The organism is Acinetobacter sp. ANC5681 (assembly GCF_023488045.1).
Taxonomy (GTDB): Bacteria; Pseudomonadota; Gammaproteobacteria; order Pseudomonadales; family Moraxellaceae; genus Acinetobacter.
Window position 1 is genome coordinate 102,697 of sequence record NZ_JAMFKZ010000001.1, and the last position, 20,754, is coordinate 123,450.

Sequence of the window (20,754 nt, forward strand, 5' to 3'; positions counted from 1 at the left end):
AATTAACCATATGATTGTAAATATATAATTATATTTATAATATTATTTGTATTGATGAATGTTATTTATCAATGAATCTCATATGCTTTATTGATATTTATGTTTCTTCATTATTTCGAAAATGATTGCAATTGGTGCATGTTTTTTTATGAATGATGATTTAAAAGGTGGCGATAAATAAAAAAACAGCCGAAGCTGTTTTTTAAAGTTTTGTCTAAAAACGATAGCCAACGCCTAAATAAGTAATGAGTGGGTCTATATCAATTTTAGTATTTGCTTGGATCAACTCTTTACCTGTATTGCGGTCAGTCACATAAATTTTTGCTTCATTATTCATTTTTGAATAAGAAACTGATCCAACGGCAAACCAATTGGGATTGAAATCATAAGTTGCACCTACTGTGACAATCGGAGCAAAAGTATCAGTCGCTTCCAATTTGACAATAGGATCTGCTGATGATGTCTTACCATCTAAGGCAGCTCCCGCTTTGCCGTCATGGATATTTTGGATCATGTGACCAGCTTTTACTAAATCAGATTCTATGCCCGAGTTCATTTTAAGATCATTAAAATAAGCATACATCACGCCTGCGCCAACGTAAGGTCGGAATTTATTCACGCCTGATTTACCAAACTGGTAATGGAGTTCCACCGCAGGTAGCCAAGCACGTGCAGTTGCTGCTTTGCCTCCTTGGGTCAGATCTGTGATATGAAGATCCTGTTTTAAGTCAATATCACCTAAAATAGTACTTGCTGATCCACTTAATGGCGCGTATATGTCGCCTTTCCCTTTAATATCAACTTTTGGAGGAATTCCGGCCTTAATCTCTAGAGATAAATTATCAGTAAAGTGATAATTTGCCATAATACCAACGGTATCTACATTGTCTGCTTCTAAACCTGTTCCTTGGCTTTGCCAGTTAGATAATCCTTTAATGGTAGCTGTACCTGTTGCAAGACCCGATACAGTATCGGTTGGCCATAAATTAATGGCACCGTAAACGATAGGATTGGAATCTTTGACTGCTGCATCTAGTACGGCTTGTTTAGACACATCACCTACTTTAGATTGTGTTCCCTCAGCTACAGTCGTATTGATATTAATAGGATTTGCAGAACCTTGTGGCATGGCATGTAACCAACCAGCTGAAAGAGAGAAACGTTTGAAACCATCTCCATCTTTTAAACTAAAATAAGGTGACTCCGCAAAGCTCATAGTGGGTAGGGTTGCAGCAATTCCTATTGCAATGCATAGCATGCGTTTTTTCATAGTGAGGACTCCATGTCCGATTTATAAGGAACTTTTTATTCTGATAAAAATAACGTTTTTTATTAAATGGTTTGTTTAGTTAAAATTTATAATTGTTATGCTTATGAAGACTTTTGTTTGATTTAGATGAATTAATGAAGAAATTATGAATATGAAAAAAAGCTACCGAAGTAGCTTTTCTTTAACGAAATAAATTACATAAAACGAGATAAATCTTCTTCAGGGCGAGCAGTAAGTACTTCGATGCCTGTTTCTGTTACCAAAATGGTATGTTCATATTGAGCTGAAAGCTTGTGGTCTTTAGTAACCACAGTCCATTTGTCACCTAAAAGTTTTGTTTGCCAAACCCCTGCATTGACCATTGGCTCAATCGTAAACGTCATGCCTGCTTCTAAGCGCATACCCGTACCTTTCTGACCATAGTGTAAAACTTGTGGTTCATCATGGAAGACATTGCCAATACCATGACCACAATATTCACGCACAACACTAAAACGTTCAGACTCAACATATTGTTGGATTGCATGTCCAATATCGCCAAGATAAGAGCCGTGTTTAACCGTAGCCATACCACGATACATGGCTTCTTGTGCAACTTGGCAGAGACGATTTGCAAGAATAGAAGTCTCTCCACCGACGATATACATCATGTTGGTATCGCCGTGATAACCATCTTTAATGACTGTTACATCAATATTGAGAATATCACCATTTTTTAAAACTTTACTTTCAGAGGGAATACCATGACAAACGACATGGTTAACCGAAGTACAAATCGAATGTTGAAATGCTGGGCGACCAGGTGCAGCGCCATAGCCAACACATGCTGGAATTGCTTGTTGTACATTTTCAATGTGATTACGACAAATTGTATCAAGTTCTAGGGTATTTACGCCTGCTTTAATATACGGCTTAATCATGTCTAAAATTTCAGCCGCCAGTTTTCCTGCAACACGCATCTTTTCAATTTCTTCGGGCGTTTTGATTAATCGACGAGGAGCTGTGTAAGTCGTGTTCATGATCTCTAAAAACTTTTGGTAATTTGCAAGCGTCTATGGTATAAATAGCCGCCTATTTTATCAAATGCTTTTCGTGACAATTTTGCTTATAAAAGTTGTGCGAAAAACTGATGAATAGTTATCAAAAATCCGCACATATATCGACACATTACTCTGGGTGCCTAGCAATAGGTGGAGAATGCGGATATATGGAGGCCTAACCCAAACTTTAAGGTAAAGAAAATGGCAGATTACAACGTAAGCATGCGCGACCTTCTTCAAGCAGGCGCACACTTTGGTCACCAAACTCGTTTTTGGAATCCAAAAATGCGTCAATATATTTTCGGCGCGCGTAACAAAATTCACATCATCAACCTTGAGCACACTGTTCCTGCGTTAAATGATGCTTTGAACTTTGTTAACAATCTTGCAAGCAAAAAGAACAAAGTATTGTTCGTTGGTACTAAACGTGCTGCTTCTAACATCATCCGTGAACAAGCTCAACGTGCTGGTCAACCTTATGTAGATCACCGTTGGTTAGGTGGTATGTTGACGAACTGGAAAACACTTCGCCAATCTATCAACCGTTTAAAAGATCTTCAAACTCAATCTCAAGATGGTACTTTTGCTAAGCTTACTAAACGTGAAGCTTTAGAGCGTACTCGTGAGATGGAAAAACTTGAACGTGCTTTAGGCGGCGTTAAAAACATGGGTGGTTTACCTGACGCATTATTTGTAATCGACGTTGATCACGAAGCGATTGCAATCAAAGAAGCGAAAAACTTAGGTATTCCTGTAATCGGTATCGTTGATACAAACTCTAACCCAGATAACGTTGATTATGTTATTCCTGGTAATGACGATGCGATCCGTGCAGTAACTTTATATGCATCAGCTATGGCAAATGCAATTCTTGCTGGTAAAGAATATGCTCAATCACAAGCGAATGCACAAGCTAAAGGCGATGACGCTGCAAAAGACGCTTCTGAGGCTTAATGCGGTTTGACGCAAGCTTGTCATTTTTGCGACATGTAATGGTGGCAAATTAAGCGTCGAGATTGCAAACGGTCCAGAGTTTCTTTGGGCCGTTTTTGTTGAACAGATTTATTTTCTACCGATTTTAGGAGATCAACATGACTGCAATTACTGCAAGCATGGTAAAAGAATTACGTGACCGTACTGGTCTTGCAATGATGGAATGCAAAAAAGCATTAACAGAAGCAGGCGGTGACATTGAACTTGCGATTGATAACCTTCGTAAATCAGGTCAAGCAAAAGCTGCTAAAAAAGCAGGTAACATTGCTGCTGATGGTGCGATCACTATCATCCAAAACGGTAATAAAGCAATTCTTGTTGAAGTTAACTGTCAAACTGACTTCGTTGCTAAAGACGAAAACTTCAAAAACTTCTCTGATAAAGTTGCTGCTGCTGCACTTGCTGCAAATGAAACTGATGCTGCAAAAATTGCTGAACTTAAGCTTGAAGATGGCGCAACTGTAGAAGAAGCTCGTGTTGCACTTGTTCAAAAAATTGGTGAAAACATTCAAGTTCGTCGTGCTCAAATCGTTGAAGGCGAAAACTTGGCTGTTTATAAGCACGGTTTAAAAATCGGTGTTGTTGTTTCTTACACAGGTGATGCTGACACTGGTAAAGGTATTGCAATGCACGTTGCTGCGTTCAACCCAGTTGCAGTAAATGCTGAATCTGTTTCTGCTGATTTGATCGCTAAAGAGAAAGAAATTGCTGAAGCGAAAGCATTAGAATCAGGTAAGCCTGCAAACATCGTTGAGAAAATGGTAACTGGTTCAGTTGAGAAATACTTGAACGAAGTTGCACTTGACCGTCAAATGTATGTAATCGACAACGACAAGAAAGTTGCTGATGTATTGAAAGCAACGGGTACAGTTGTAGCTCAATTCGTTCGTTTCGAAGTGGGTGAAGGTATTGAGAAGAAAGCTGAAATGAGCTTTGCAGAAGAAGTTGCTGCTGCTCAGGCTGAAGCTGCGAAGTAATTCGTATCTTTTCAAAAAACCCAGCCTTGTGGCTGGGTTTTTTATTGGTTCTTTTTTACATCCCCAAACTATGACTCATCGTGTTGCTGTTTGAATTGTGCCAATGCCTCAATTCGATACTGAATGAGCATTTCGCCAATTTCTGCACCTTGAACATGTTCTGGTAAATCCTGTGCTCTAATATTCCGTACAATTTGCATGGCATCCAAAATATACTGTGCTTGTGGGTAAGGGCGATCTTCTAAACCTAATCGACCTTTAGCATCGCATTCACAAGCCTGCACAAAAGCAATGACTTTTTCTGGTTTTCGTAGAACGTCCAAACGTTGTAGTAAACGCCATACAGTACCAGGTTTCAAATTTTTGATTTGATGGCATTTCAGATGTTCTTTGCAAACAATTAAAGCTAAATTTTTCAGATGTGTGGGAACTTTCAAGCGTTCACATACGTTTGTAACGGGTTCTAATCCACGTTCCTCATGCATGATATGCCGTGGTAATTCCTCAGTTGGAGTAAGTGCTTTCCCTAAATCATGCACCAAGACAGCAAAACGTACATCTAGTCCATAGTTGGCCTGACAAGCTTGTTTTAGTGCCATTAAGGTGTGTACACCACAATCTATTTCGGGGTGGTACTCTGGGCGTTGAGGAATACCAAATAATGCATCTATCTCAGGAAACAGTACTTTTAGCGCATCACAATCTCTTAATGTTTGAAAATAGATATCGGCATGATCTTCCATTAATGCACGAGAAGTCTCTTTCCATACACGTTCAGGTGTTAAAGCATTCAGTTCCCCTGAATTGGCAATCCTTTTCATTAATTGCAAAGTTTCTTCTGCAATTTCAAATCCATAACTAGCATAACGAGCAGCGAAGCGAGCAACACGTAGCACACGTAAGGGATCTTCTGTAAATGCATCTGAAACATGGCGTAGTATTTTCTGATCAAGATCTTTTTGACCACCATATGGATCATAAACTTGTCCAGTTTCATCCATTGCCATTGCATTAATTGTTAGGTCACGGCGAATTAAATCTTCTTCTAATTTAACAGTGGTATCAGTAACAAATTGGAATCCGTGATAGCCAATGCCTGATTTTCTTTCAGTACGTGCTAGTGCATATTCTTCTTTTGTTTTTGGATGAAGAAATACAGGAAAATCCTTTCCAACGGGTTGGTAGCCTTCAGATAATAATTGTTCAGGTGTTGCTCCAACCACAACATAATCTTTTTCGTGATAGGGATGCCCGAGTAAATGATCTCGAACAGCACCGCCTACTAAATAAACTTGCATAAAAAACCTCTATTCTTCACACAATCATGCTACAGAATAGAGGTTTTCTCAAGCATTAAGCATAGCTTTTAATGTTAAAAGCTATGCTTAAACTGTATCAGTTTTGGCTTTGCTGAATTTCAGCAACGGTTAAAGCTGTCATATTCACTAGACGGCGGGTAGTTGCTGTCGGTGTTAAAATATGAACTGGTTTTGCTGCGCCTAACAAGATTGGACCAATCGTTACATTATTACCAGATGTTGCTTTTAACAAGTTGAATGAAATATTTGCAGAATCTAAATTCGGCATAATCAACAAGTTTGCTGAACCTTTAAAGCGTGAATTTGGAAATGCAAAATGACGAATATTATCATCTAATGCAGCATCACCATGCATTTCACCTTCAACTTCAAGTTCAGGAGCTTGCTCAGAAAGTAAACGATAAACTTCACGCATTTTCTGAGCACTTGGATCAACTTGATCGCTTCCAAAACTTGAGTGAGAAAGTAAAGCGACACGAGGGGTCATACCAAAACGACGCACTTCTTCGGCTGCTAAGATAGTCATCTCTGCAAGTTGTTCAGCAGTTGGATTGGTATTTACATAGGTATCGGCAATAAACAAGTTACGATCTTCAAGCATTAATGCATTGAGTGTAAAGAATGTACTACGACCTTCTTTTAAACCGATCACGTTTTTAACGAAATCTAAATGGATATCGTAGCTCGCATAAGTACCACATAGCATACCATCAGCTTTACCGAACTTAACTAGCAATGCGGCGATTAAGGTTGAACGACGACGTGCTTCACGTTGCGCATATTCAACAGTTACGCCTTTACGTTGCATTGTATTGTAGTAGTCTTTCCAGAAATCATCATATAAAGGATTGTTTTCTTGATCGACGATTTCAATATTGACACCGTGCTGTAAGCGTAAACCGAGTTTTCTGATATTGTCTTCAATAACGGCTGTACGACCAACAAGAATTGGTTTAGCCAGACCTTCATCTACAACAATTTGAACCGCACGTAATACACGTTGATCTTCACCCTCGGCATATGCAATACGCTTAGGGTCAGTTTTCGCTTGTGAGAAAATCGGTTTCATTAAGAATGCTGAGTTATATACAAACTCAGAAAGTCTTTGACGATATGCAGAGAAATCTTCAATTGGACGTGTCGCAACACCAGAATCCATTGCAGCTTTAGCAACCGCAGGCGCGATTTCTAAAATCAAGCGTTGGTCTAGAGGGCGAGGGATCAAGTAATCACGACCGAATGATGCAGATTTTTCACCATAAGTCGCAGCATCTGCTTCAATATGTGCCATACGTGCAATCGCGTGTACACAAGCAATTTTCATATCTTCGTTGATCGTTGTAGCACCGACATCGAGTGCACCACGGAAAATATATGGGAAACAAAGTGCATTGTTTACTTGGTTTGGATAGTCTGAACGACCAGTTGCCATAATCACATCTGGACGAACTTCGTGCGCATGTTCAGGTAAGATTTCTGGATCTGGATTTGCAAGTGCAAAAATAATTGGGTTTTCAGCCATTTCTTTAACCATTTCTTTGGTTAAAATTCCCGCTGCAGAAAGACCCAAGAACATATCTGCGCCAGCCATTACTTCATGTAATTGAGTCGCAGAAATATCTTGAACGTAACGTTTTTTCGATTCATCAAGTCCTTCACGTGAAGTTGTTAAAAGGCCACGAGAATCAGCTACGATAATATTCGATTTATTTACGCCTAATGCACAAAGTAAATCTAAACATGACAATGCAGCAGCACCAGCACCTGATGCAACGATTTTAATTTCATCAATTTTCTTGTTCACGATCTGCAAGGCATTCAACAATGCTGAGCCTACAATAATACTGGTACCATGTTGATCATCATGGAACACAGGAATCTTCATGCGTTCACGAAGTTTCTTCTCGATATAGAAACATTCAGGTGCCTTGATATCTTCCAGGTTGATACCACCAAACGTTGGTTCCAATGCGGCAACGATATCCACGATCTTGTCTGGATCATTTTCCGCAATTTCAATATCAAATACATCAACACCAGCAAACTTCTTGAATAGAACGCCTTTACCTTCCATAACAGGCTTAGAAGCAAGAGGACCAATGTTTCCTAAACCAAGCACGGCTGTACCATTACTCACGACGGCAACCAAATTTCCACGTGCTGTATATTTTGCAGCAGCAGAAGGGTCACGTTCAATTTCTAGACATGGAGCAGCAACACCAGGAGAATATGCAAGCGCTAAGTCTCGTTGGTTTACGAGTTGCTTGCTCGGTGTCACGCTGATTTTTCCAGGCGTAGGAAATTCATGGTAATATAAAGCGGCTTCTTTTAAAGATTGATCGTCCATCTGAGTCTCGATTGTTCCGATAATAATCAGGCATATACATGGCTGATGATTATATTAAGATAAGTGCACAAGAATATAGCACTAGTTCATGTTTTCGCCCAGTCAAAAAAGCTTATTTTCACTGAACGTATAGGCTTATTGACAATTTATATTGGGTGTAAATTAAACTGCCAAAAGCTCAAAATATAGTTTTAACTGGAATATCTTGCAATTGCTAGACGCATATGTTGCTGTAAGTATTCAGTTGCATGTACGGCAGTTAAGGGTTTGGCAAATAAGTAACCCTGTAATATGTCACAGTTTTGTCGTTTCAAATATTCACATTGCTGTTCTGTTTCAACGCCTTCAGCGACAACTTTTAAGCCAATTGTTTTCCCCATGGCAATCATAGCATTAACAATCGCATCTTGTTTTGCATTACCAATTTTCGAAATAAATGCACGATCAATCTTTAAAATATCAATTGGATATTCAGTTAAATAAGCCAGAGAAGAATAGCCTGTGCCAAAGTCATCCAGTGCAATTGAAATATTACGTTCTTTCAATGCACACAAAATTGTTTTAACACTCTCAGTATTTTCTAAAAATGCTGACTCGGTAATTTCTAACTCTAAATTTTCACCTGTAATAGAGTATTGATCGAGTACAGCATCAATATCATGCAATAACTGACCACGCAAAATTTGTTGAGCAACAATGTTTACAGCAATGTGGATGTTCGTAAAACCTAGTTTTTGCCATTCTTGTAACTGTTTTGCTGCCTCATACAAGACGAATCGTCCAATATCAGAAATTAGACTCGTACTTTCTGCTAAAGGAATGAAAATATCGGGCATGATTAGACCTTTCGTTGGATGTTTCCAACGAATGAGTGCTTCAAATCCATTAATTTGACAATTCTGAGCAGTGATCTTTGGCTGATAATATACAACGAGTTCATTGTTTTGAATCGCCTTTCTCAAGTCAAGCTCTAAATCAGTATGATTAACGACGAAGTTAGTTCGCTCACTAGAATAATAGCGGATTGTATTTCCACCTAAGCGTTTGGCTTCTGTTAAGGCTTGCTCTGCATGGGTATTTAAGTTGTCAACTTGACGACCGTGTTCAGGGTAAATCGCAACTCCAATCGAAATACTGACCACATACTCTTGATTAGCGATATAAAAGGGTTTGCTAAAGGCTTCAACAATATTACTGCATAACTGATGAATTGGCGGATGTAACGGTGACATTTCATAAATGATTACAAAATCGTCTGCACTTAAATGTGAGACTAAAAGTGCATCAATATTACTGATACGCAAACGTTGTGCAACTTGCTTCAAAAGCTCATTGCCCGCTTGATTGCTGAGTAATTCATTCAAGGCACGGAAACGGTCAATATTGATTCGGATAACTGCTAAATTCTGTATCGAAGCCTCATTAACCAAATATTGATGCAGTTGCTGGTGATAATAGAAGCGATTAGGTAGATCGGTCAGGGTATCATAATTGGTTAAATATGATAAGCGTTGCTCTTGATGTTTACGCTCAGTTTGGTCAGAGACAATCCCGATATAATTAATCACACGATCTGATTCATCTTTTACAGCGTTCATATGGATCCAAAGGAAACATGATTTTTCAGAAAGATAAGTTTCCTGAAACTCACCTTCGTACTCATGTTCTTCGTGCAAAGTAGCAAGGATAGAAAGATGAAAATTATGATGATGCTGGTTATTTTGTTTAGTAATCTCAAAAAGTTGTTTTCCTAATATGAACTGTTTATCTAAACCCGTTAATTGTTCATATTTAGGATTAACTTCAAGATAGTGGAAGCTATCATCCAGAATAAAGATACCTTCTGAAGCCTGTTCGAATACACTCGCTGCTAATTTTAGCCGTTCTTGGTCTTTCTTTTCTTGGTTAATATCACGATGAATACCGACCATGCGTAGAGGGGTCTCATCTTTAGGATTTCTTAAAATGACTTGGCCAACATCATGAATCCAAACCCATTCACCACTCGGTCGTTTAATGCGGAAAGTTTCTTCGTAACGTTTAGTTTGGCCACATAGATGTTTATAAAGTGTATTTTTAACACGTTCAAGATCATCAGGATGTACAATTTTATGCAGCAGGGTGTAGTGGTTTTCAGACTTGCGTGTAACCGCTTGACTATGGGCGTTGGTGATACCAACCGTATGGTTTTCCAGATTCCATTCCCAGGGACGAATACCCGCAGTTTCATGGGCAAAAGCCAGATTTTGACGGTGTTCCTGCAAACTATTATTTATTTCTGTTAAATCAAAAGTACGCTCGCGAACTTTTTGTTCTAATAAATGATTGTTAAATTGTAATTGAGCTTCAATATCTTTCGATTTATTCACTTCACGTTGTAATTGTTGGCAAAGTTCTTCGGTCCATTGATTGTGTTGTTCAGCTACATCGACCAATTGTTTATTTTTTTCTAAAACTTGGAATAAACGTTGGTGAATTTTAAAAGTTGCTTGCGCAGATAAAAATGTCGCAAAGAAAGATGAATAACAAGCAAGATAAAAAAGCGTATGTTCTTGGTCACGATGTAAAATTTGAGAAAAAACTAATGGGGTAATACTTGGAATAAAAAATAAAAAGAAATATTTAACATGCTGGGTAAGAAAGGTCAGGGCAATAATATGTGAGGAGGTGAGTAGTAGTGCTGTTAAAGTTAAAATATGGGAAACAGATAAACTTGGTACATCTTTGATCAAAAAATAATTGATGATAATCGTACTGATACCCAGTAGTGATCCTGTGAAAAAGCAAATAATTTGAAAAGCGATACGTGTCTTATGTGCAAACCTAACAGATGAATAATGTTTTATCGAAAAATGACAAATACAATAAAAGCAAAATAAAATGCTCAGGCAAATACTCATCCAAGTCGTAAAAATATTTGTACTAAAAGAATAAAAAAATCCAAATAAAACATAATCTAAGAGAGAAATGAAAAACACACTCAATATAAATAGACGTACATGATTCGTATAGTTAATTTGATCCGTATCAACAAATGGTGGCAAATTTTTTTCATGAACCCCGAGCATACAAAGAATAGTCCTTTTCATTATTTATCTATGCGTACAATCATTATTTTTTTGTAAGCACGATATAATTTTATTTTAAATTACCGTTAAACCAGATGGAAAGCAATGCAAATACTTTATTTGATTGAAAAGTGATAATTTAAAATTGATAAAGCTACAACTGGAGCGGTTTCAGTCCTTAAAACACGATCTCCAATACACCAGCTTTGAAAATGATTTTGGTTAGCAGCATCAATTTCTGCTTCACTTAAACCACCTTCTGGACCAATCAATAGGGCTAAATCAGGCTGGCTATTTAGTACTACGTTTTCTTGGTCTTTGTTTGGCGCTAACACAAAACGTGATTGTGGTAGCTGTGCCGATTTTACCCAATCGGTTAAACTAATTGGTGCTAGAACATTTGGAACTTTGTTCATTCCACATTGTTCACAGGCAGCAATCGCAATTGACTGCCAATGATCTAATTTCTTTTGATCACGTTCATATCTTAACCGCATTTCGCAACGTTCACTAGTCAATAATTGAATAGTTGTGACACCAAGTTCAGTGGCTTTTTGAATCGCATAATCCATGCGATCGCCTTTGCTCATGACTTGGCCTAAAATTACTTTAGCAGGCGCTGTTCGATCTATAGGGTTGAATTGATCAATAGAAACAAAAGCATTTTTCTTATTAATTTCAGTAAGTGTTACGATATATTCACCACCTTTTCCATTGAAAAAGATGGCTTGATCTAGCTCTTTTGCACGAAGCACCCGTACCCAGTGATGAAATACCGATTCTGTTAATTCAATCGAATTGCCGGTATTTAATTCTGTTTCGATATAAAAACGATTCATGCTGGGTAAGGCTCGTACAAATTAGTTTAAACCAAGATCAACAACGAGTTGTCGAGTTGGCTCTGTTTGGTTCATTGAATAAAAATGGAGTGTTGGCGCACCACCAGCGATCAAACGTTCGCAAAGTTTAACAATCACTTCATGGCCGAAGGCTTTAATACTTTCGCTATCATCACCATAAGCAGCAAGTTGTTTGCGAATCCAACGTGGAATTTCTGCACCAGTTCCATCCGCAAAGCGAATTAAATTACTTGCATTGGTAATTGGCATGATGCCTGGCGCAACGGGAATATCCACACCTGATTTGGCAATTCGTTCAATGAAGTAGAAATATGCATCTGGATTGAAGAAAAATTGGGTAATACCTGCGTTCGCGCCTGCATTCACTTTCTCGACAAAGCGCTGGATGTCCGCGTCAAAACTTTCCGCCTGCGGATGCATTTCAGGGTACGCAGCAACTTCAATATGGAAATGATCACCTGAATGTTCACGGATAAAGCGAACAAGATCTTGAGCATAAGGTAATTCGCCAAGACCAACTTGACCTGAAGGTAAATCACCACGCAATGCTACGATGCGGTCAATCCCTTGTGATTTATATAAATCTAAGAGCTCAGCAATACGAGCTTTATCATCGCCAATACAAGAAAGGTGAGGGGCGACGGGCGTACCTTTGCCATTAAAATCATTAATGGCTGCTAAAGTGCGTTCACGAGTAGAACCACCAGCACCATAAGTAATGGAGAAAAACTCTGGGTTTAATCGCTGTAGTTCTTGGTGAACGATACGTAACTTTTCAGCGCCAGCATCAGTTTTTGGCGGGAAAAATTCAAAAGAAATAGGAACACGTTTCGTCATTTCAAATCCTTTTTTAATCGCTTAGACATTATTTTAGAAAAAAAGGGCAGTCCGTAAACGTCTGCCCTGATTTTCTTAGTATTTATAAGCGTCAGATTTGAATGGACCTTCCACAGCAACGCCGAGGTAATCTGCTTGTACTTGCGTTAACTGGGTTAATACACCACCAAAGCCAAGCACCATTGCAGCAGCAACCTCTTCATCTAATTTCTTAGGAATCAGTTCTACACGGATTTTCGCAGCTTTTTGATCTTCAGGAAGATCGGCAAATTTCTCAGCGAACAAGTGCATTTGACCTAACACTTGGTTAGCAAAAGAACCATCCATAATACGCGATGGGTGACCTGTTGCATTACCAAGATTCACTAAACGCCCTTCAGAAAGAAGGATTAAGTAATCATTTTCATTTTCTGAACGATACACTTGGTGAACTTGAGGCTTAACTTCAACCCACTTGTAACCACGTAAGTATGCAGTGTCGATCTCTGTATCAAAGTGACCGATGTTACACACTACAGCACCTGCTTTTAAGCTATCTAACATTGCAGAATCACAAACGTGGTAGTTACCTGTTGTCGTTACGATAAGGTCAGTGTTTTGAAGAAGGTCAAGGTTGATGTCTTCTTTCTTGCCTGTTTGAACACCATTTTTGTATGGAGATACAACTTCGTAACCGTCCATACATGCTTGCATTGCACAGATTGGGTCAATTTCAGTTACACGTACAATCATACCTTCTTGACGAAGTGATTGTGCAGAACCTTTACCTACGTCACCGTAACCGATTACAAGTGCACGACGACCAGATAACAACATATCTGTACCACGTTTGATCGCATCATTTAGAGAATGGCGGCAACCATATTTGTTGTCGTTTTTAGATTTCGTTACGGAATCATTTACGTTGATTGCAGGAACTTTTAACGTACCATCACGTAACATTTCATACAGACGTTGAACACCTGTTGTTGTTTCTTCTGTTACACCGTGGATTTTTGCAATCACTTCAGGGTATTTTTCGTGAACAAGTAGGGTTAAATCACCACCATCATCAAGAATCATGTTGGCATCCCAAGGTGTGCCATTTACATTGATTTGTTGTTCAAGACACCACATGTATTCTTCTTCAGTTTCGCCTTTCCAAGCAAACACAGGAATACCCGCAGCAGCGATAGCAGCAGCAGCGTGATCTTGAGTAGAGAAGATGTTGCATGATGTCCAACGAACTTCAGCGCCAAGTTCTACGAGTGTTTCGATTAAAACTGCAGTTTGGATTGTCATATGAATACAACCCAAAATTTTTGCGCCAGCAAGTGGTTTAGTTGCTGAATAACGCTTACGTAAACCAATTAAAGCTGGCATTTCTGCTTCAGCAAGTTTGATTTCTTTACGGCCATAATCAGCAAGAGAAATATCAGCGACTTTATAATCTGTAAATGAAGCAGTAACCGCGTTCATCAGGATCTCCTAGAAAAATAGTATGGATCATTCTGTTCGCGGATGCCGTTGTTGGTTAGCACGAGCGTCTAACCGATCGTCGAGCCTGGCAAATTGATTTTTAGTGCTAATCAATCGTCGCAGCATCCCTCGACTAGGCATTATAATACTTGGAAATGACTTTAGTTCCAATGTTATTTTGTTTGAGATGGCTATAAAATGAAGAATTAGATTGGGATAAGTGATTAAATTTTTTGAATGAACGAACAAGGATTCCAAATCCCTTTGAAATCCTTATGTATGCACAAAAGAATCGCATTAAGCTTTTAAATGATCTTCAAATTCTTCGCCAAGCTGCATGGCTAAGGCATTTCCAGATAAGTCACACGTGACCAAACCGTATTCTTTTTTAAAACTAAAGGTAAAACCTTTATTGTCGGCTAAACTTTTTACTGAATATCCTAATTTTTCTAACCAAATACGAAAAGCCAATAAATTTTTTGCTTTCACAACTCTGTTTTTCATTCCAGAACTCCTTTTAACCTGTATTTATTAATAAGGGTGACCTAAAAATTTTTAAAGGGGGATTGCATATATTTATTTTTCTTCATGTAACTAATGTAAAATTAGATTGATTGAAACTGAAATTAAACTTAAATTTTATCTGATAAAATTATTTAAATAATTGATTTAATTTACTTGTATTGTTTTTTCTCGCATTGGGTTTTGATCCAAAATAAATGTAAAAAATCATTTCACTTTCTACTTTTTAAAAACTAAAGTTTAGCCTTTAAAAAGTAGAACTTTAAAATTAGAACTGATCTTTAAGCGCTCTGATCCTTGCGAAATCTTCGACACTTTCTGTGCGCAAGAACGGATTTGTTTCAAGCTCTAATTCAATTGTACTTGGCAGAGTAATTTGTTCAGCATCTCTCAATGTTTTGACTTCTTTTATGCGTTCTTGTAATGCAACATTCTGAGGTTCAATTGTTAATGCAAACTCTGCATTTACAAGCGTATATTCATGTGTACAATAAACTTTGGTTTGTATTGGCAACGCAGCTAAGCGATTTAATGAGTGGTACATTTGTTCAGCAGAACCCTCAAATAGGCGCCCACAGCCCATTGCAAATAATGTGTCACCAGAGAAAAGCGTGTCTATTTCTTCAATAAAATAAACAATATGACCTAGTGTATGCCCTGGTGTTGCAATAATTTCAACTTTTAAATCATTAAAGTGAAAATGGTCATTATGTTGCAGTGGATTGGATATAAAGGAAATTTTACTGAGTTCATCACGTGGACCGAAAACGGGTGAATTTTGCTCAGCCAATAGACCTTGTACACCATCAGTATGATCTCGATGCCAATGTGTTAACCAGATTTGTTTCAACTCAAGTTGATGTTGTTCGCAAAAATCGGTAACAAGTGCTGCTTCTGTAGGGTCAACTGCTACGACTTCTTGCGTACGAGTATCTTCTAATAACCAAATATAGTTTTTTAAGGCATTTTTTACGTCAATTGCATGAATTTTATAATGCATGGCCGAATCCTAAATCTCTGATTTATGTGGTTATTGATGAATAGAGTATTTGAATAATCAAATCACAGTTAGTTTAAGTGTAAATGTATAAGAGTGCAAAAGCTTACGTAAGAATTGATACAGAATGTTGACTTTTTAGGACATATTATGACAGCTTCAATCATCAGGTATTTTTCAGGTTGACAAGTTATACTTTTTCTATAAATATGATATAAAATTTTGATAAATTAATGGTTTATATTCATCTTTGGTGGTGTGAAAATACTTAATTAAAGCTAACATAGTTTAAAAATTAGATTTAACAATATTTAACGAAGTAACACATTTAAAGATGAAATGAAAAATAAATCATAAGAATACAGTGAGAGCATTATGACTGATTTGGTAGATCATGAGATTGTCGTTATCTTCAAAAAATATTTATATCCTTTGTCTTCCAAACTCACAGAAATGTTGAATGAGCATTTTAGTCATCAAACAGAACGTCGCGGTTGTGGTTATACTCAAGCCACTCGTGTGATTGCTGAATTTGTTTCACAGCCACGTGATATGTTGGGATTCCAAGATTTTCGTATTTTTGAAGACTACGAGGTTAAAGGATTGAAAAACATTTTAAATCAAAGTTCTTCATATGGTTTAGTGTTGGAAACTTGGCGTAATTTGGATCTAAATATTGATGTGCAACAATATTTAGAACGTTCTAATTCACAAGATACATTTACTCAGAATTTGCAACAAGAAGTTGATTTTCAAGCGAAGCTTAGAAAAATCCATCAATATGCAGTGCTTGAAGAAAGCATTTTAATTTGCCAATTACTTGCAGATATTATTCTTCCACAAACAATTGATCAAATTGAAATGATTGAGTGTCATTCTCTAGAGGAAAAGCCGAAAGTTGGCTCGTGTCCGATGGCAGAAAAATTTTTCTTGCGAATTGCACATCATCGTTTATTGAGACAAGGTGAAATTAATATTTTCGTGGATGATAACGGTTTACCCATTATGATGGAGAAACTGAATATGGGGGATAATCACTCTTGTATCAGTCTGGTTCCATTGATGATGAATGGGGTGCGCTTACCGGCAGGAAGTCTGTTCTCTGCAAGTTATGAAGTCGATGCGCTGGAAAAGAAGCCTAATAAACAATATAAAGGATATGTGATCCCAATTGCTCAAATGAATGGTTTTTGGTTTTTACGATTAACGACACTGGCTGTTTCGCCAAAAAACCGTGCACGTGCGTTTGGATATCATTTTAAACAACAGGTAGATAATGGATTATTTAGACCTGATACGACGGAACTAAGTCAACTGATTGAGATTGCAAAAGATCAAATTTATGTAGGGCATCCATGCTAAAAGCTTGTTACTCTCCACGCTATTATGCCCAAACGCATACCAATAGCATGGAAAAACTCACCGCAGTTGCGGATGTGTTGCGTAAGCATAAAATGGTTGAACTGATTGATCCAGGTTTGATTGATGTTGAAATTTTAAAGAAACTCCATAATCCGCAGTATGTGGAGGCCTTTCTGGCAGGTGAGTCCGCATTTGCAACCATACAGGGCTTTAAACCCTGGAATGAGCAATTAAGGGATGCGATCCTATCAGTACAGGCAGGGCAGCTTTTAGGAGCTAAGATCGCATTGAAAGAAGGGATTGCTGCAAATATTGCACAGGGTTTTCATCATGCCAGTTATGAGTCTGGTGCGGCATATTGTACCTTTAATGGTTTGGCTCTGGTTGCTAAACAAAATCCTGAAAAACGTATCTTTGTGCTGGACTGTGATCAGCATGGCGGAGATGGAACGGCAATATTTACCAATAGACTCACCAATCTGGTCAATTTCGGAATTTTTGGGATTCGTTTTGGTTGCAAGGCAGGGGAGCGTAGCCTGACCCGTTATATTCATCCCAAGCAGGGCAACTTTGATTTGTATCGCGAAGCAATTTTTGAAGCGTTTCAATATGCCTCACATTGGGAAGCAGATCTAATCATCTATCAAGCTGGTATGGACTGCCACCAACTAGATAAATATGGCTCAAAATGGTTTACCACTGAGTTGTTATATGAGCGAGATCGCTTAGTTTTTGAAATGGCAAAAAAAATGAAAATTCCATTACTGTTTGTATTGGCGGGTGGGTATCAAGAACTGGATGATTTAGTGCCTTTACATGTCAATACATTCAAGGCTGCAAATGAAATTTACTTTCCTTAAAATAGAAAGGTACAAAAAAAGCCCTCAAAATTAGAGCTTTGTCTGTTGCTGTGATTAGCGTAATTTTGCTAACCAATCACCAAATGATTGAACCAGTTGAACTAAAATTAGCAGTACAATCACGGTTAAAATAACAACACTGGTATCAAAACGTTGATAACCATAGGAAATAGCTAAATCACCGATACCTCCTGCACCAACTGCGCCAGCCATTGCAGTTGCACCAATTAAGGAAATCGTCCCTGTGGTCAGGTTCAAAATTAATGAGCTACGTGCTTCGGGGATAATAAATTTAAAAATGATCTGCCAAGGTGAGGCACCCATAGCTTGAGCTGATTCAATAATACCCTCATTCACTTCAAGTAATGAAGTTTCAATCAATCGCCCTAAATACGGACCTACATAAATGGTGAGGGGAACAATCGCAGCCCAAGTACCAATCGAAGTTCCAACTAATAATTTAGTTAATGGAATAACTGCAATCAGTAAGATGATAAATGGTAAAGAACGTAGTGCATTTACAATTGGGTTGAGAAAATAATAGATCGCTCGGTTTTGTAAGATACCACCTGTGCGAGTGACAACTAAAGTTACACCTTGAATCAATCCCCAAATACAACCAAAAAGCAATGAGAAGAACACCATTTGAAAGGTTTCTTGTAATGCCGTGACGAACTGATCAATTGAAAGGGAACTGTGCCAAAACGGCGCGGAAGCTTCAGTAAGCCATTGTACGATTAAATCTCTCATTGGCTTACTCCTGATTGTTCAACTTTCACGCCTTGTTGCTCAAGAAACTTAATAGCGTCTTGAATAGTCGCTGAATCACCCAAAAGTTGAATAAACATCTGTCCAATCACAGTGCCATTGATTTCAGTCATGTTGGCAAAAAGAATATTTAGGCTCAAATCAAATTGCTTAATCACAGCTTGAATGACGGTTTCTTGAGCAGATGTCCCCAAGAATTGCAGACTATAAATACTATTGTGATGCTTATGTTCAAGGTTATTGAGGATATTAATTGGTAACTGTTGTTGCAAAACTGTTTGAATGAAGGTCTTTGTAGTCGAATGCTGGGGTTGACTAAAAATATTGAGGGTAGGGCCTGTTTCAATCACATGACCTGCTTCCATGACTGCAACATAGTCACAGACTGACTCAATTACATCCATTTCATGGGTGACCATCACAATGGTAATCTTTTGTTCTTTATTAATCTTTTTTAATAGCGCTAAAACGGATTGTGTGGTCTGAGGGTCAAGTGCAGAGGTTGCTTCATCACACAGTAAAATTTTGGGATGGTTTGCAAGCGCGCGGGCGATACCTACACGTTGTTTTTGTCCTCCTGAAAGTTCATCAGGATAGGCATCTTTCTTGTGCTTGAGATCGATGAAATCTAATAGTTCTGCTAGGCGCTTTTCACGATCAGCTTTGTTATGCCCCAATAATTTGAGTGGCATTTCAATATTTTCAGATACTGTTTTAGTTTGCAGTAAATTGAAATGTTGAAAGATCATGCCGATATTTGCACGTTCTTGACGAAGCGTACGCGCATCCATTGCAGTAAAGTCTTTCTGATTGATAATTACCTGTCCCTGCGTTGGGCGTTCAAGCAAATTAATCAAACGAATCAACGTACTTTTACCTGCACCACTATAACCAATAATGCCGAAGATGCTGCCTTCTGGGATCTCTAAATTAATTTGATCCAGTGCGTTGATCGTTTGACCTTTCAATTGATAGTGTTTCGAAATGTTTTTAAATTGGATCATGTTCGTCAGTACTAAGCAAAAAAGAAAAAACAGGCAAATATCTTTGCCTGTTTCATTGAAAATATTATATTACGATTTTGCTTCAGTGAGATAGCTTGTCGGTTTGTTTACATCAACTTTTGTACCTGCAAAATGTTCTTGCACATATTTTTTCACAGCTTCTGTATGATAAAGCGCACCAACTTTTTGTAGTACGGCATCATCTTTACGAGATTCAGCAGTTGCTAAAACATTGACATTTAATTTAGTACTTTGATCAATTGGTTCGTAATAGATTGCATCTTTAAGAACGTTCAAACCACCTTCTAAAGCCAAGGTGTTACCTAATAAAATCGCATCAACTTCGTCTTTTACACGTACAGCTGTCGCCATTTGAATTGGCTTGATTACGATTTTTTTACTATTTTCGATAATGTCAGCAGGCGTGCCTTTCACAGGATCGAAATCAGCTTTTAATTTGATTAAACCTGCGCTTTGTAAAAGTAACAATGCACGTGATTCATTTGCGCCGTCATTTGGGATTGCAATGGTTGCGCCTTGAGCAAATTCTTCAACTTTTTTGACTTTGCTTGAGTAAATACCCATCGGCTCTAAATAAGTCGTTGAAACAGGTGCAATCTTATCTTTATTTGCCGCATTAAAAGCAACAAGGTAAGCGTAAGATTGGAAGGCATTAATATCAACTTCTTTATTAGCAACAGCTGTATTCATTGCAACATAGTCAGTAAAGTTTTTGACTTCAAGTTTAATACCTGCTGCTTTAGTTTCAGGCAATGTCGCAATATAACGCCAAATATCAGCATCTGAACCTGTTGATGCAATTACAACGGTTTGTAATCCACCCGATTCATTTTTTTGTTCTGCTTTGGTGTCAGGTTGTTTACTGCACGCTGCAAGTAATAACACAGACACACTTAAAAAAAGACTAATCAGCTTTTTCATGTGTAAATCCTAATCGGAATAATGCTTAGTAAATAATCCGCTAATGCATTACTTAAGAGCTATAGGGTTCTTGTTACAAAGAGGTGAGTCGGTTCAAAATTTAATGTTATGAACAGGCGACTGATCGAAT

At 38.0% G+C, this 20,754-nt stretch carries 17 protein-coding genes; 4 read left to right on the forward strand and 13 right to left on the reverse strand.

What is annotated here, in order from left to right:
• Nucleotides 1-214 precede the first annotated feature (214 nt).
• Nucleotides 215-1,270: an OmpW/AlkL family protein gene (locus tag M5121_RS00510; RefSeq protein ID WP_249569903.1), complete on the reverse strand. Its 1,056-nt coding sequence runs from the start codon at nucleotides 1,268-1,270 to the stop codon at nucleotides 215-217.
• Nucleotides 1,271-1,464: 194 nt separating this feature from the next.
• Nucleotides 1,465-2,289: a type I methionyl aminopeptidase gene (gene map, locus M5121_RS00515; RefSeq protein ID WP_004661270.1), complete on the reverse strand. Its 825-nt coding sequence runs from the start codon at nucleotides 2,287-2,289 to the stop codon at nucleotides 1,465-1,467.
• Between the two features lie 222 nt (nucleotides 2,290-2,511).
• Between map and rpsB the strand changes: the two genes are divergently transcribed.
• Nucleotides 2,512-3,264 (forward strand): 30S ribosomal protein S2, encoded by a 753-nt coding sequence (gene rpsB, locus M5121_RS00520; RefSeq protein WP_004661273.1) that lies wholly within the window; start codon nucleotides 2,512-2,514, stop codon nucleotides 3,262-3,264.
• A 137-nt stretch (nucleotides 3,265-3,401) separates the two neighbouring features.
• Nucleotides 3,402-4,280, forward strand: a complete 879-nt coding sequence (tsf, locus tag M5121_RS00525; protein ID WP_249569904.1) for a translation elongation factor Ts — start codon at nucleotides 3,402-3,404, stop codon at nucleotides 4,278-4,280.
• A gap of 68 nt (nucleotides 4,281-4,348) precedes the next feature.
• On the opposite strand, the gene M5121_RS00530 is transcribed toward tsf, so the two are convergent.
• From M5121_RS00530 to gloB, 8 genes are all read right to left on the reverse strand, one after another.
• Nucleotides 4,349-5,578: a multifunctional CCA addition/repair protein gene (locus M5121_RS00530; protein ID WP_249569914.1), complete on the reverse strand. Its 1,230-nt coding sequence runs from the start codon at nucleotides 5,576-5,578 to the stop codon at nucleotides 4,349-4,351.
• Nucleotides 5,579-5,675: 97 nt separating this feature from the next.
• On the reverse strand, nucleotides 5,676-7,946 hold the full coding sequence (locus M5121_RS00535) for an NADP-dependent malic enzyme (protein WP_005161082.1): 2,271 nt from the start codon (nucleotides 7,944-7,946) through the stop codon (nucleotides 5,676-5,678).
• A gap of 191 nt (nucleotides 7,947-8,137) precedes the next feature.
• On the reverse strand, nucleotides 8,138-11,014 hold the full coding sequence (locus tag M5121_RS00540; RefSeq protein ID WP_249569916.1) for a bifunctional diguanylate cyclase/phosphodiesterase: 2,877 nt from the start codon (nucleotides 11,012-11,014) through the stop codon (nucleotides 8,138-8,140).
• Between the two features lie 116 nt (nucleotides 11,015-11,130).
• Entirely contained in the window at nucleotides 11,131-11,853 is a 723-nt protein-coding gene (locus tag M5121_RS00545; protein ID WP_249569918.1) for a 16S rRNA (uracil(1498)-N(3))-methyltransferase, read from the reverse strand.
• Nucleotides 11,854-11,874: 21 nt separating this feature from the next.
• On the reverse strand, nucleotides 11,875-12,711 hold the full coding sequence (gene metF, locus M5121_RS00550) for a methylenetetrahydrofolate reductase [NAD(P)H] (protein ID WP_249569920.1): 837 nt from the start codon (nucleotides 12,709-12,711) through the stop codon (nucleotides 11,875-11,877).
• 75 nt (nucleotides 12,712-12,786) lie between these two features.
• Nucleotides 12,787-14,169: an adenosylhomocysteinase gene (gene ahcY, locus M5121_RS00555; RefSeq protein WP_087536066.1), complete on the reverse strand. Its 1,383-nt coding sequence runs from the start codon at nucleotides 14,167-14,169 to the stop codon at nucleotides 12,787-12,789.
• Between the two features lie 297 nt (nucleotides 14,170-14,466).
• Entirely contained in the window at nucleotides 14,467-14,673 is a 207-nt protein-coding gene (locus tag M5121_RS00560; RefSeq protein WP_004661287.1) for a hypothetical protein, read from the reverse strand.
• A gap of 286 nt (nucleotides 14,674-14,959) precedes the next feature.
• Nucleotides 14,960-15,691 carry a hydroxyacylglutathione hydrolase gene (gloB, locus tag M5121_RS00565; protein ID WP_249569928.1) on the reverse strand — a complete coding sequence of 244 codons (732 nt, stop codon included), beginning with the start codon at nucleotides 15,689-15,691 and terminating at the stop codon, nucleotides 14,960-14,962.
• Between the two features lie 372 nt (nucleotides 15,692-16,063).
• On the opposite strand from gloB, the gene M5121_RS00570 reads away from it, so the two are divergent.
• Both M5121_RS00570 and M5121_RS00575 read left to right on the forward strand, forming a co-directional pair.
• Nucleotides 16,064-17,050, forward strand: a complete 987-nt coding sequence (locus tag M5121_RS00570; RefSeq protein WP_249569930.1) for a hypothetical protein — start codon at nucleotides 16,064-16,066, stop codon at nucleotides 17,048-17,050.
• Entirely contained in the window at nucleotides 17,044-17,910 is an 867-nt protein-coding gene (locus tag M5121_RS00575) for an arginase family protein (RefSeq protein ID WP_249569932.1), read from the forward strand. Before M5121_RS00570 ends, M5121_RS00575 begins: the two co-directional genes overlap by 7 nt.
• 54 nt (nucleotides 17,911-17,964) lie before the next feature.
• On the opposite strand, the gene M5121_RS00580 is transcribed toward M5121_RS00575, so the two are convergent.
• The 3 genes from M5121_RS00580 to M5121_RS00590 form a co-directional block, all read right to left on the reverse strand.
• Complete coding sequence (locus tag M5121_RS00580) at nucleotides 17,965-18,660, reverse strand: methionine ABC transporter permease (protein WP_004661291.1); 696 nt, start codon at nucleotides 18,658-18,660, stop codon at nucleotides 17,965-17,967.
• Entirely contained in the window at nucleotides 18,657-19,682 is a 1,026-nt protein-coding gene (locus tag M5121_RS00585; RefSeq protein ID WP_005161062.1) for a methionine ABC transporter ATP-binding protein, read from the reverse strand. Before M5121_RS00585 ends, M5121_RS00580 begins: the two co-directional genes overlap by 4 nt.
• Before the next feature lie 69 nt (nucleotides 19,683-19,751).
• The gene (locus M5121_RS00590; RefSeq protein ID WP_005161058.1) at nucleotides 19,752-20,624 is read right to left on the reverse strand and encodes a MetQ/NlpA family ABC transporter substrate-binding protein; all 873 of its coding nucleotides are present in this window, start codon (nucleotides 20,622-20,624) and stop codon (nucleotides 19,752-19,754) included.
• Nucleotides 20,625-20,754 lie beyond the last annotated feature (130 nt).